At 44.4% G+C, this 15,093-nt stretch carries 6 protein-coding genes; all 6 read right to left on the bottom strand.

The genetic code is table 11. The features are described 5' to 3' along the window. Window positions 1–2,118: a hypothetical protein gene (locus AAAH86_RS13445; protein ID WP_343488164.1), complete on the bottom strand. Its 2,118-nt coding sequence runs from the start codon at window positions 2,116–2,118 to the stop codon at window positions 1–3. Beyond that, window positions 2,118–7,022: a hypothetical protein gene (locus AAAH86_RS13440; protein ID WP_343488163.1), complete on the bottom strand. Its 4,905-nt coding sequence runs from the start codon at window positions 7,020–7,022 to the stop codon at window positions 2,118–2,120. Before AAAH86_RS13440 ends, AAAH86_RS13445 begins: the two co-directional genes overlap by 1 nt. Window positions 7,023–7,145: 123 nt before the next feature. Then, a complete protein-coding gene (locus AAAH86_RS13435; RefSeq protein ID WP_343488162.1) occupies window positions 7,146–7,877 on the bottom strand; it encodes an NADAR family protein in 732 nt (243 codons plus the stop codon). Window positions 7,878–7,879: 2 nt separating this feature from the next. After that, window positions 7,880–11,953 carry a fibronectin type III domain-containing protein gene (locus tag AAAH86_RS13430; RefSeq protein WP_343488161.1) on the bottom strand — a complete coding sequence of 1,358 codons (4,074 nt, stop codon included), beginning with the start codon at window positions 11,951–11,953 and terminating at the stop codon, window positions 7,880–7,882. An 11-nt stretch (window positions 11,954–11,964) separates the two neighbouring features. Continuing rightward, the gene (locus AAAH86_RS13425) at window positions 11,965–14,412 is read right to left on the bottom strand and encodes a hypothetical protein (protein ID WP_343488160.1); all 2,448 of its coding nucleotides are present in this window, start codon (window positions 14,410–14,412) and stop codon (window positions 11,965–11,967) included. Between the two features lie 136 nt (window positions 14,413–14,548). After that, window positions 14,549–15,079 carry a GNAT family N-acetyltransferase gene (locus AAAH86_RS13420; protein WP_343488159.1) on the bottom strand — a complete coding sequence of 177 codons (531 nt, stop codon included), beginning with the start codon at window positions 15,077–15,079 and terminating at the stop codon, window positions 14,549–14,551. Window positions 15,080–15,093 lie beyond the last annotated feature (14 nt).

Genomic DNA, 15,093 nt, shown 5'->3' with positions numbered 1-15,093 from the left:
TTAATATTTCACATTGACTTTCTCAATCCCCGAAACCACTCCACTTTTAGACACTGCCTGTAACCCATAGACATAGTCTGTATTGATTTCCAAGTCAGTATCGTTAAACGTTTTGGTCGTGCCATCGAGTGTCTTGTACAGTTTTAGAGGTTCTCCCTCCCTCCCACGGTACAAACGCCATTCAATGACTTCCACATTTTTTTGGCGCCATGATAGGCCAATGAACCGTAGCTCTCTGTTCGCCGTCGCTGAAAATTTGATGCCATTCTCAGGATTTTTTTTCGACCTTACGACCACTTCCAACGGATTGCTGGGCGAGCTTTCCCAACCTGTGCTGTCTTGTGCCACAATGGTATAGGCAACGGCCTGTCCGTTTTTGACACTGGTATCCGTAAAGGTGTTCTCTGTTATAAGGGTATTTTTATATACAGGCTCCCATAACGCGTTTCCAACGGACAAGTCTCTTCTATAGACCAAATGGCTAGCAACATCTTTACTGCTACTCGGTATCCATTTCAGCTGTACCCCTTCATCGGTGACCTTGTAGCTTTGGAGCACTGCAGGCGAAGGCGGACTCAAATCAGGCTTCTCCAATACCAAGATATCTGAAAACTCAGAGGCATTGTACCGTTGATCTTCGGCCAGAATCTTGTAGTAAATGGTTTCATTGAGGTTTTTGACCGCAATGGTATCGATATATACGGTTTGATTGACAGCAGTTTTGGTAATCTGGTTAAACTCACTATCGGGATTATTGGCGCGGTATATCCTATACCCCCCTAGATCTTTCTCAATATTGGTACTCCACTGTAAGCGAACCACGCCAAGCGTGTCAATGGTGCCCCCAAGACCTGATGGTGGTGCTGGCGGTACTGAATCCACGGGCTGTACCATAGTGGGGTAAGACTCACTTTCGACTCCGTTTTTGCCCATGGCCACAATGGCGAAATAGTTGATTCGCCCTAATCCGGAATAGCTTGTTTTTCTGGATGTTGCGGGTAGTTTTTGCTGTACCGTCTCAAAAGGCCCCCGAATGGTATTCGCACGGCGCAACTCAAAGCCCGATATGAGTTCATTGCCTTTCTCATCAAACTCCCACTCTAAAATCACTGAATCATCAGTCGGTAAGATTTTGCGATTGATTCGAGGTACGAATCCCAATTGTTGTGTGGCTTGGCCCTCGACGATATCAGAGGGCGGCCCCGTCTCATTGAATGCGGTCCTGCCCTTAACACGATAATAATACGTTTTTCCATTGGGAATGGAATCATTGAAGAACAGCGAAATATCAGAGGTCTCCTGTGATTGCTGTGCATTGAATATGGGTGCACGATTGAGGGTCTCAAAATCGACACCGTTGACAGAGCGTTCGATGCTATATCTTGTGTAGGTATTTTGCAACAGGTTAAAATTCCAACTCAGGGCGACATGGCCGTCCCCAAAAACAGCAGCCAGACCAATGGGTTTGGGCAAGGCTTCAAATTGGTCTGCCCCTGCATAGACCGCTCCATCCGCAATTTGATAGGGGCTATCATGGGGCAAGGCTACTTTAATGGTATAGAGATAGCTTTCGTTCGGCTGTATACTGTTGTCTTCGTAGGCCCAGCCAGCCAGCTTGGCTGCTTCATAGTTCTGCTCAGCGGCCAAAAGTGAAAAGGTAAATCGCTGTTCGAGTGCCGCGTTCACGGCATAAATTTCTGCAAGGGCTCCGCCAGTGGGGGCCGTGGTCTCAAAGGTGTCCCCGTAAAGCGCCTGTGCCACTACGGCCGCATTTTGGTCGGTCGTTGCCAAGGCTTCCCAAGCTTGTAACGGGGCAGGTTTGATGGGGGCAAGGGTAAGCACTGTTTTCTCAAGGGGCAGTACGGCTTCTCCATTTTGTGAAATGGTTGCCCGTTCGACCCAAAAACCGTATTCGTTGGTCTTTTTCCAAGCCAAGGGCTGGTCAACCGCCCAACGTAGCATGACCTTCTCAGGCAGTGAACGGGCGATTACCTGTACCGAAGCGGTGTCTTGGCCGTAGGTATTCCATCCCAAAAATAGTATAAAAAGCAGTGACAACTTTTTCAACACTATTTGGCATTCTGATTTCACGCTGATTTTCTTTCTAACATCCAACATCAATCATTTACATATTCAATATCATATCCTTTTTCATACAAGCCCCCTGGGGTTCGATATACCAACTTTGATTTATAATTGCCCAAGGGTAACGGGGGAAATGCGGTCAACAGGTATTTATAGCGGTCATACATGGCTTGTGTCGCCGCTGAATTGGCATAGCGGTTCAGGATTTCATTTCGAAAATGCACATGGTCGGCCTTATACTGATAGGGCAGGTTATAGACAAAAGGAACCCTGTTTTTCACCCATGCGGATGATGGATTGTTCTCAAGATTTGCCAAATATTCATTGCCAATGTAAAAAGAACGTATTGGGGGCACGCCCAGAACCTGCTCGTCGCGATCTACCCGAATGGTGCCGTTAAGTGGATACTCTTCATAGAGTAACGGATAGATTTCATTCTTATAATAGCGGTCTTTCAAAACAGCCTCGGCATAGACCAGTGGTTTTGACGCGGTATATTTTCCACCGAGTATTTCAACTTTTTCTAAATATTCATAATCAGCCACCTTGATGGAAAGCGAGTGCACATCGGCATAGATAAAATTCGTCAGGTTGTTGGTCACGTTCAACGAACGTACCTTATCGCCAAAACTGAGGTGTACACTGGTTTGAAACGCATATTCTAGTATGGTTTTGGGCGCTCCGTTTGAAATGGTCACATTGGCCGCTTTTTTGTTGCTGATCACTACTGTGGCCGAGGTATTGGTCGTTTCTTGCTGACCGCTGGATGGGTCAAACCAGTTGGTGTCCCCCGCTTCTTCACCGTAGGCGATTTCGGTTTCCTCTACCACGATGTCAGAGGGCACATCCTGACCTGGTGGAAATACCACTAAATTCAACTGATAGGGAGTGGAGGTCTGCATTTCGGGGATGTCAAAAACCACCTGTTTCTGTGAAGCACTATAGGACAGATCGGTGCGTTTGCCCTGCCCGTTGGCCACAAATTCACCGCGCATTTCAAATCCACCCTCAAAAAGATAGTTCTGGCCCGTGATCAATTGCACATATCCTTTTTTGAATTCCTCGGGATGAAAGCTCCGTTGTTCAGGCACGGGATACAGAAAGGCGATATTCTCCCAAGGAATGTAGTCTGGGGCCCTATCCGTTGTGAAGACCACTTCACGTTTCTCAACAACAGGCTTGCCATCTTCAATAAGGGTCTGGTACGAACCACCAATCTTTTCGTCAAAACTGACCTCGACCGTGACCTTGACCTCTTTTTCGGAAGGCAGTGTTTCTTCAGGTTTGAAAGTTACGGCATCATTGGTGTCGTTCCATTCCAGTTCCCCGGAGATGGTATTGCCTTGAGAGGTCATTTTGAAATTCTTCAGCTGTAATTTGAACGTGCGTTGGCCGCCATCGAGTTCAACCGAAAAGTCTTGGTTGGTCGCATAGTTGAAAACGGCCTGCGGTGCTGTAAATACCGAAACATCATCGCTTTTATCCCTTGGGGTCACATCAGAAATAATGGGCACTCCCACGGCATCGGCAATATTTTCGAGTTCACATTCTTCACCCATTTCTACCTTTAGGCGCAAACGACCTTTGACCAATCCGCCCAAAATATTATAGTACATGCCCACATACCCCTGTAAATAGACCGGGTTCGGAAACTGCCCCCGTAACATGGCCGATACCCCGGCTTCGGCCACTTGAAACTTTCCTTTGATGAACAAGAGATTGACCTTGACCCCAAATTCACCGTAGAGATATGCATAAACCTGCCCCATGGAGTACCAGCCGTCATTGCCCACGGGCCCGCTACGGCCCTTACATTTTGCGTCGGGGTAATAGGCGTGCATCACATCAAAACCGGCACCAGCTTCCAACGAGGCATAAAAAATCAAGAATTCATAGTTCTTTCGGTAGGCAAAATTGAGACCGAAAGCGAAACCCTTACCGGCCTGCAATTGGTTTTCCCTTCTATTGCCATTCAAAATATCGCTGCCCAATATCTTGACCACCTGTGGATGGGGGTCCAGTTGTGAGGGCAATTGGGTTCCCGTCATAAAATAACCACCCACTTCAAGCTCGACCGCTTTAAGGGAAAATACCAGTGAGATGCGCCGTTGGGGAGTGCCTATATAGATGTACCAATCCGTTGGGCTGGTGTGCATTTTGGCATAGCCGGCCAAGTTGTCTTCACCGCCCCCACGTATGCCCGTTTGGTTAAGGTACAGTTCAAATTCGCCATCGAAGGTATCGTTCACAAAGTCTTTTTCGATGCCCACATAGACCCCGATTTTACCCTCTTTTGCCACTTGGCTTTTTGGAATGGCCTGCTTTGACAGCTCCATATAATTGCCATATCTGGTCAGCTCTTGGGCAGTCTGTGTATTCTCGTTGATAAAATTGTTGACCTGTTGTTGGGTTTTTTCGAGGTCATCCAAACTTTGGGTATTCACATCGCTTTTGCCCATGAACGCCCCTTCACCCATAAAACCGATGCGGTTGAGACCGCCATGGGTGTTGAATTCCATTTCTAGATAGGCGCGGCCACTGAAACTTTCGGCATTCTGTGTGGTGATTTTTACCCCGGCCCGCAAACCCAAACCTGTATTTGCATCAGGCTCGTATATGGCACTTGAAGGGGTGAAACCATTGCTGTTGCCACTGACCTTTCGCATTCGGTTCGAGAGGCCGCCCACGAAAGAATCGATCAACAATTTACTGTTGCTAGCGCTTTCATTGGCATCCGTCCAGATATCCACAAACCAATACCGGAAGTCTTTGGTACCGAACATGGCCTTGCCATTCGCCGAGAAGTTGAGCTTTTTGATGTTGGCCTTGAGTTCACCTGAAAATCCATCACCGTAGGTGGGGTCATCATCCATGATTTCAAGGCTTCCTGTAAGTTGCACCCCGCTTTTTTCATAGTCGATTTCGATGCCATCGACCTTTACTTTCTCGAATTCCCACTTTTGTATGGGTGCATCCGTGGGCAGTCTACCCAAAATATCCATACTTGTAGTGGCATGCGAACCGCTCTCATCCAAATTAATGGTCAAATCGAAGGAAAGGCCCGCTTGGTCGTTGCCGGGGGTGACCAGTTGAAGGTTCGATACCGAGGCAGGAAACTTCATGACATCCATCTCACCGTTGAAACCAAATTCTTTGGCCTGTATGGTCGGTTGGCCAGGTTCGGTCTGAAGTTCCAATTCCTTAAAGACAATTCCCTTGAAATTAAAAGCTCCCGATGCATCATCAGCATTGTTCTGTGTCGAGGTGTAGGTCTCTTGGCCGATCTTACCCGCTATGGAAAGACTGCCCGTAAGGTTGGCGTAGGGATAGACCTTATCTTCCTTCACCTTGATGGCCACACTTGAATTTCGGGCCAGTTGCATTTCACCCAAAAACACAGGAGTCTTATAGGTAGATTGTAGGGTGACGCTCAGGCCATATTCCCGCGGGGCAATATAACCCTCATAGGCCATGGGTTCTTCGGTAATCGGCACTGCAATGTCACCGCCAATGGAACCTCCCGTCAGGGTGTTGGCAAGCAGGCTGATACTGACATCATCAATGGTAAAGCCCCATTTGCCGGCGGCACCATCGCCTGCTTTCAATACATTTTCGCCGTAGAAAGTGCCTGAGACACCTTGACTGTCCAACAACAACTGTTTCGCTCCAAAGCTGACCCTTCTATTGGCAGTCTTAGTATTTTCGATGCCCTTTGGCAAGGTAACACTTACTTCTTCGGCATAGATGCCGCGCCATAAGTTTTGGTCGCCGCTGGGATACAACTGGCTGTAGGAAGCCGGAAAGGTCATGTTCGATGCACCCCGTAGGTCGCTCATATCCAGCACGACATTTTTCAGTTGAAAGCCCCAGCCCTTGAGACCGGTGACTTCAAAATCGGGAAGGGATATTTCCATCAAGAGGTCGTTCCAGCCATCGGCTTTGACATTGAAGGATGCTCCGACATAGCATTGGTTGTCGATGGTATTTCCTTCGGTGAATTGGTTGCCGGCACTGTTGCCACAAACATAGTTGCCCTGGTCATCAATGGGCAACAAGACATTTCGTGAAATGCGCAGGTCGCCTTCAAGCCCCACGGATTTCAGCCCCTCGCAGTCAAACTCTACAAACGACTGGTCGTTGAAAGCCGCTGTTTTTAAATCAATTCCTCCTTTCAGGGTGAGCAACCAATTATCGCCGTTGAAAGCGATGGGTTGATTGCCCAAGAGCACTAAGCGCATACCGTCGATAAGGGCCCCGTCATGGGAAAGTTTGACCCCCTCTGCCCCGAAATAGAGCTCACGACTTTTTTGGCCATCACTGCCCTTAAAGGGCACAATCAGCTTTGCCCAGGCCTTGAATTCGGCATACTGGGGGGTAAACTGAACCTCGGTTATTGCAAGTTCGACACTGTTGCCCGAAGTAGGATCTTTTTTGCTCAGGCCCACGGGGAGTCTCAAGAGTTCGTCACCTGTTATGATATCAACAAAATTGCCCAATTCTTTGATCGCTTCAAAGGCCTTTTTTGCTTGGGCCACCAAGGTATCGACCTTTGGGTTTGCCGAAAATTCAGCCTTGAGATAGGCTTGATTGAATTCAGGTTTTTGAGTGGTAAGGCTGTGATAAAATGAGTTGGTTTCAATGGCTTTGTCGAGTTGGGGGAAAAGCCTCCTCCCAGCCCCTGTGCCTTCCTCTCCCCCGAAATCTTCGGGGTCTTCGGAGGCAGGGGGGGAGGGAACATTTGATTTTTTTGCGCCAAAAATACTGCTACCCATATCGCTGTTTTGCTGTAGAAGAGCTAACTGTTGTTGGTAGGCAGATTTGGTTTTGGTAGAGTCAATCGGATTAATCGGCCAAACCATATTTTTGGCATAGGCCTTGGATGCCCAAAAAATCTGGATGAGGAGTAAGAGTATAATATGTGGGTAGTTATTTTTCATTCAAGTTGGTTTTTGACATTTTTCATTTTGTCAACACTGTTTTATTTTTTTCAGGTTTTGATAGCTTGAAGTCGGGAGACCTGACTTCCGACAAAGTAGTTTTATACAACTGATTTTTATCATTCAATATATTCCATCCATGAACTCCATCCTCAACAGAGTCAGTATTTCACCTAATAAATTTTTTCCTTCCCAAGTCTCTCTTTGTTTAGCTTTAGGGTTCTCTGCCTTAAGCCCAATTCCCCAGATTTTGTCATTAGGTGCTGCTTCTACGAGAGTCGTTCCCATAGTATTTATTAAAGCATTCATTTGAGCGGGATTTTGTTTGAACTTCAGAAAGTTTCCTATATAAACAATATTGCTCCTATGGTATTTCCACACCTCATCGTCATAGTTTTTTACCTGTCTCCCAAGTTCTTTTATTTTTCTAGGGTTTGAGGTTTTCATTATATCTTTCGCAATTTCTCTATCTAAGAAGATTATTGCCTTGTGGTACATCATAAATTGCTCAGCAGAACAAAACTCCAATTCTTTAGGTAAGCTGTCTTTTAAATATTCTTTTTGATGCTCATTAATCCCTTGGTGAAAAAATTGTTCAGAAGAAATAAAAGAGGATTTATACCATTGCGAAAAAGGACTTTTTGTCTCCCAAAAAAACGTAAATTGAGTTTCATCTCTCTCTCTAATCGATTTGATAAGATTTCTGTCTTTCCAGTGTAGAAAACTTAACCTTTCCAATGATATTTGATTATTTAATGCAATATCAATAAGCTCTTCTTTAGATTCAGAACCTACGTCTCTTCTTCCAACATAAAAACTCAGCGCACCTAAAATTTTTAAATCTTCCTGAACCATAACTATTCTGATAGTTTAATTATGTAACGAGTAGAGCCATCATTTTTAGTTGTTTTTATGACATCTAAAATCTCATAGTCTTGATTATTCGATAAAATCACTTCTTCTTGAACCAAATTACATTTAGGATTTTTCGGGCATAGATTTTTTCCATAATTTGATATATCATCTATGTCAACGCCCCTTTTTGAATTTATTTCAAACATTATTTCTGTATAATTAGGCTTTTTGCTACTTGAAATAAATTCTTCAGCTACATCTACGCTCTTAGACGTTGAAAGTAAAGGTGGTTCGTTTGCCCTCGGAGTAATACCTCTTGCAACCCCTTCATTATAAACATTAACATACCTTTGAATGATTTCTGTCTCGGGTCGGTTTGTACCTCTGAACACTTTTCCTTGGTAATTTCTGATAGGTCTCAACTTATCAAGTCCAGAGTTAACCAAATCAATCCATTCTTGCTGCTTAGCAGTTAAAGTTCCTAGATAAGACCCACTAGTTAATTCAAAATTGTTGACGGTATATCTATGAATTGCAGTAATTTCTACATTACTTATTTCACTCATTAGCTTTAACAAATCATTTTTTTTGAGTACATCAAATGATTCGAGCCATCTAATATCTATGCTGAAAGAAGTGTTTTGTAATATTTCCCAACTATCAACCAATCCTGGATTTTTGGCAATCTGTTCAATAATTTCATCTGGAGCATCTCCAAAATCATCTAGGAAGGTCTGCTTTGAGTCACCAAGGTTATCCAATTTTTTTGAAATTGCGCCGCTTGCATTATCAAAGGCCTTGAATCTTCGAAGTGTTTTGGCTCGAGCTATTTTCGCAGCAAGACTCAGGGCCATGTCTGGTAGCTCAGAGAGAAACTTGCCCCCTGCCAGTATCGAAGCCACTGTTCGTACAGAAGTCTTTGAGGTTCGGTGTTGACCAAGCCCTGTCTCTACGTTTAGATTGGCAAGTTCATCGGGCGTTAGACCAGTAATCTCTTCAATAACCACTTCTTTGACTATTGGGTAAAGCGATGAGGGGTCATCTTTTATCTTGTCTTTTATGGCGATAAAACCATCAACGGTTTCTTGACGTACTTTTTCGTCGGTAGCCACATCGTAGACCATGATGACCATGCTGGTAATTTCGGTAACTTCTTTTGCTGCACCTTCAACAGTTCCGGTCAGTACGGGAGGCCCCCTTAATATCTGGCCCTGTTTTGGATTATCGATGTAAACATCTTGTTCAATCTTAGTGGTTTTGATGAAAGTTGTGGTGATACCACCCAATTCAGAAAAGTATTTTACAAAGTTTACATCCTTGTTTATTTTCAATTTTTTTCCATCAGGATAATTATCACTGTCGAAGAAATAATTTGAAGCTGCCAAAGTCTTCAGAATATCAGAAACTTTATACTCGAGCAGTAAATCGTTGGATTTGGCGCGTATTTTATTTGATATTTCTTGAACATTAATCTGCTTTCCATCTTGATTTTTGATACTATTTCTAATGCCGAATGCTCTGAACTGAAGAATGCCATCTTGATTGAATGCAAACCGCATTTTCAAGTCAATGTCTGAATCGGACCAATCACCTGTATTGATCTGTTCATTGGTCAACGCATTGCCTACCAACTCAGGTTGTCCTTGTTGATTGAGCCTGTAGATTTGGCCTTTTATTTCATACTCTACATCTTGATTGGCCCTAATCTGGTCTTTGAGTTTTCTAAGGGTTGACGCCACATCATTGGCACTAATCGTGTTGCCCAAACATTTTTTAAGTTCCTCAGTCACAAGATTTATCTCTGCATTAGAGACTCTATCATTTTCATGATTGCAGTGTTCTTCTAAAAAGGTCAGTGGAACTTGGCATTCAATTAGATTTGTCGATGACTGTGCCACCACCAGAAATTTATCTTTGAAATTGATGAATGCAGCCAATTCTTGCTGTAGCTCAGTAGTTTTACTGTCTTCTGAAACAGTTCCTTGTGTGTTTTTATGTAGAGCGATAGGTTCATTTGGATTTTCTGTTTTCTCTCCTACGATACATTTTAGATATTTCCCGATGTCGCCAAGTGCATTGATGAAAATGGTACCTTCACCATCGATAGGTTGAAATTCATTGTCACTGTTTTCACATTTCTTGCATTTAATAAATGCCTTTCCGTTCAAGGAGGTCATAGCTTGGGCCAACCTATTGAGTGCTTCTTTATTCTTTTTTATAGCTCCAACTTCTTCTTGTAATTCTCCAAATGCCCCACTTGAGTTATTAAAATAGCCATCAGCATTGGGGCCGCTTGGATTCTCACCGAAATTGTCAAAGGATTGGCCTCCAGTCTCGTAAAGGTCAGCTACTTTTTCTTTGACGTTTTGAGGAATTGTTGGGTCGTTAAGAATATTGTCAATCTCTGAAGAAAATCCATCAATCTGTGTGTCTATGTTTTCAATTTCTTCTGCTGTTCCCGAAAAATTTTCAAAAGAGTCATTCACTTCGGCCAAACCGTCGAATAAATCAGATATTGAGTTTATAAAATCAACAATATCATCCACCGTATCCACCGCATCATCTACATCCAAAATGTTTCCGGCATCACTGTCATAAACCGTTCGTGCCGTGCCCTCGGCCAGTTGTTTTTCAGTGTTGATGAGCACATTGGTAAATTCAACGCTCACCTTGATGTTGTTCAAATAGGGGATGGTCACATACCCCTTGCCCGTAAACCGACCGTTGCTGCCGCTGACCTCGGTGACGGTGACCTGAAAATCACCAGCTTTAAATCGTTCACCCGAGCTGATATTCTGCAACGGGTCTTTATTGCTTATTTCAAAATCTGGGGTGATACCACATTCATAAAGGCTGGTCTCTTCGTTTGTCAAAGCAGTGGTGAATTCTTGAGCGATGCTCCAGTCGCTTTGATCGAGCGTACAGGTTTTTTGCACCTGGTATTCATAGGTGGTGCCCGGTTTTAAATCCCAAAGCGTAATGTAATTTGCCGTGGTCTTGGTTTGAAACCATTCAGCCCCCTCCAAACCTCCCCCAGTGGGGGAGGCTTTTTGTCTGTATCTTATTGTAAACTCTGGTATATCGGTCGTGAAATCTTCCCAAAGAATATTGACATTGGTGCTGCCTTTCACCTGATGTGAAATGGAAGTGGGCAATGTACAGATGCCCGAATAGCCGAACGAATAGATTTCACTGTACCCCTGGTTTTCGAAAAGTCCGATTTCCTCTGTGCCCTGAAGGGCCACGGCGCGCACCCGCCACGCATAGTTTTTGCCCGAGAGGAGCAAAGGGTCGGCCGGTGAGTAAACATAGGTGGTCGCTGTGGTCGTGGTCTGAAAAATGGGGGGTGAGCTCAGAAACGCTTGCTGGGGGTCGACTTGGTTGTCCCAAATCTCGACGATGCTGAGTTCGTACTGCACATTGCTAACGTTGATGTGCCGCGGTGTCCATTGAAAAACGATGTTCTGTGGATTACGTTCTTCGACCATACTTTTATCAATGGGCAGTACCAACAAGGGCGGATCATTCTGAAAAACAGCCACGAGGGTACAGCTTTGTTGAGAAAGCCGATTGCCCGTGAGCACATCAAAAACCTCAAAACAGATTTGATAAGCACCCTCATCCAACGCCTGCCCATAGGCATTGGGCGATACTCCGATAATGTTCTCAAATTGAAAATAGGGCGCCAGGTCTGAGTGGGTCAGCACGAGCGGTGTACCACCTTCAAGAAACAAGGGGTTTGCCCCAGCGACGATATCGTTGCTCTGAAATGAGAGGCCATTGCCCTCAAAATTGACTCTGAGCCACACCTCGCGTGTCGGAATAGTAAAATCGTTTAAGATGAGCTGTACCCGCAACGGGCCGTTCACCGTGCTGGCATCAGCATAATTGGAGAGGTATATCGGAGCGGGCGGCACGGACTGCGGCACTACCTGTACCGGAAAAGACTGTGCCGTTACCAGGATACAATTGATGGCTAACGACAGGCATAGCCGCACTCTTGTCACATCTCCGCAGGGTATGGCGAGAAAGCTTCTGGTTCTTTTAAAGAATAGCCTATGTAATAGTATCCCCATATAATGCCTTCCTAGTTTTTGTTGATATATTTGAGTTCAAAGAGTTCTGGGTCCACTACCTGCAGCGATTTTTTATAGTAAAAATCGATGATCTCTTTTTCCAAAAAGTTTTCCAAAGCTTGTGCATCATTGGTTTCGTCAAAGAGCTTGTACGAGGCTTCCATCCTAAAATCCTTGAATTCCTTCAGATAACCTTTCGCATTTTGTACACTTTCAAAACCATCAAGGGTCTCAAAATGTTCTTCCATCCATCGATGCCCTACGAGCTTTTCCATACGATTTTTCCGCTCGGCCAAAAGGGCTTTATATCTTAAGACTAGTCTTTTATCGGCTTCAGTGTAAGAAGCCTCTGGTTTATTGTGCAAACGGTGCCGATCCACCTTTAGTTTTGTCGCTACGAAAAGACGTTCGAGTTGCTCATCAATGCGTTTCATGTCTCGTTGAATCTTTTCGATTACCCTGAACATAGCAGAGTTGTAAACATTTTTGAAATCCTCAAAATCATAGAGTTCTCCCAAGAACAACAAGGCACTTTCCTTATATTTTTCATTGCGCTTTTGTGATTTGACAATGTTCAAGAGCAAGGTCAGATCGTCTCTTTTGTAAGCGGGAATATTGCTGAACTGGCTGCTGTTGAACACGTTGGTCAGCTGCTCGTTGAGTTGCGGTAGGGTGCCACTGTATGAAACACCTCTGTAGCGAAAGCTCAAAATGGCGGCACGGCTGTTTTTCGTTTTTTGGCTTCCTTTCAAATCCAATCGAAAATTATCGAACGTATAGGTGTAGCCAAAAGTGACCGTGAAATCATTGTTATTTTGTAGTACCGTATTTCTGAAAAGGGATAGCACATTCATGCTGAAATTGTGCTTTTGCAACCACGTGTAGTTGCTTCCAAGTCTGAAATTATACACCGTATTATCTTGTTCCCCGTTTGTATAGGAAGTATTGTAACTGCTCGAAAAATTAGTACGCAATCTTTTATCAAAAAATTGCTTGCCAATGGCCAGTGTGGGACCGAGAATCAGGTTATCGTCGGTATCTCCAATGGCATTGTAAGAAGCATTGGTCGCGAGCGAAACGGTGAATGCAGCTTTCGGAAACCCCCAACTGTACGAGGCGGTACCATTGTAAAAACTATTGCTGCCACCGGCTATGGTCTGGCCATCTTGCTGGTTGTCAGAATTTTGATAGACCAAATTGAGATTGGCACTATGTTGTTTTGTTTCTGTTTTTTTGACGATATAATTGATGCCCAGATTGGCATTCTGCGAAATTTGGCGATAGTTGAGTGTGTCAACATTGTCAAGCTCACCGACTTGGTTGATAAAATCGAACTGGTCACGAATGTTGGTGTACGATTGAAAGTTAGAGTAGGATCCATTGATGCCCAATCGGTCAGAAGCGGTATAGTTGAGATTGATGGCACTGACAATGCGTTGCAGTTCTGCAGATTTGGCATTGTTCAGGTTGTCTTGCTGTAGCCCTGCATTGACACTGACATTCAGTTTGTTGTTGAACAGGTTTTGTGTGGCGTTTATGGTGATGTTTTCCAAATCGTTGTTGAAGAAGTAGGCCCCGAAAGTGCGGTAGTCGGGGTCAATGCGTTCATACCCAACCCCAAGGGTGCCGTTGCCTGCAGGATAATTGAGGGAAGCATTAAAGGCACTATAGTAATTCGTACTGATATTCTCATCCAGCAGAAAAGAAAAAGGGCCGTTGGCGAATCGGGGTTGTGCCAATCGGGTATCTTCAGTGATGCCCGAAAGGGCGTATTCGACCCGTATCACTGCCTTGTCGAACAATCGGAAGTTGGATTCAAGTGAAACAACGGCGTTGTCTTTGGGTGTTAGCCCAAGCTCTACAGGAAATGGATTTTCCAACGAGTTTTCATCATCTTTGGCTTTGAAAAAAATCAGTCCAATATTGGCAAAATCAAAATTGTAGGCCGTTTTAAAACCAAAGCCCGTTCTGCGATAGGCAGTCAAGGCCTGAGGCTCTTCGGCATTGTGTTCGGTGGCCCGCAACAGGCGGCCGTACATGGCACTGAATTGAAATTTTCCCTCGGGTGCGAGGTCAAATCCGAATCCTGTGAATTGATGTCCAGCCAAAGTGTAGGGCGAAAAGGTCATGTTCACATCGCCGATGTGCGCCGTCGCCCATTTGTAGGAGGGGTGCAGGCTCAGCCGATTGAACTGAAACGGATTAGCAAAATTGAAGTCTTGGTTCGAATAGGTGAACGATAGGGGTATGTTGTAGAGCCCCGCTATGTTGAAATTCAGATTACCGTTCAAAAAATAGGTAAAAGGTTGCCTGTTGGCCGTGCCATCATAGTAAATGGCACTTGCGGAAACGCCCCCGTTGTAACGTAGCCATTTTTCCTTGCCCAGTTGGTCAAAATTGATATTCTGTGAAAAACCAAGGGCAGTGACCATAAAAAAGGGAACTAGTAACCGTGACAAGCTTAGGTTGATTGTATCTTAAAAATACGTTAAAGCAGCTGTTTTAGTGCTTACTTTTCGATGAAATGCACAAAATGCCCTAAAACCAATCGAAGAGCGTTTCTTACACAAGAAATTGATTTTAGTGACAAAAGTACTATCCCAATATAATCAAAGACCACTCTTTTCCATCTGCTTCGTAACGTTTCAATTCAACAAAACCCATGGCCTTATGGGCTTGCATCGAACGGCTGTTCTTGACATCGACCTCGGTGATGATTTTGGTGTAAGTGGGTTGGAGAAATTGTTGCATGTGAGTGTACAATCCCCTAAAAATACCTTGCCCACGATGTGATTTGGCCACACAGACCTGCCCCATGATGATATAGCGTTCCGATTTTGAAACCACTTTAGTGATTTCGGCAAACATGGGCTTCAAAACAGCAATTTCCTCTGCAAATTTAGGATGCATTGACAACAAATACGCTATGACCTTGTCGTCTATCGTAGCGATGGTATGAGCACATTTGTCGTTCATTTTCTTGAGCAATTCAAAATCATGTTCCACAGTCAAAAACCCCTCTTGTTTGATTTCCTCTTGGGATAGGTTTTTGGGAAGATTCCGTTGTTGCAATGCCAAGATTTGCCGCAGATCACTTTCTGTGGAAGCCTGTTTGTAAACGACCATATAGGATGGTATTT

The organism is Allomuricauda sp. d1 (genome assembly GCF_039592695.1).
Taxonomy (GTDB): domain Bacteria; phylum Bacteroidota; class Bacteroidia; order Flavobacteriales; family Flavobacteriaceae; genus Flagellimonas_A.
This window is presented reverse-complemented; position numbering and strand designations above follow the sequence as displayed.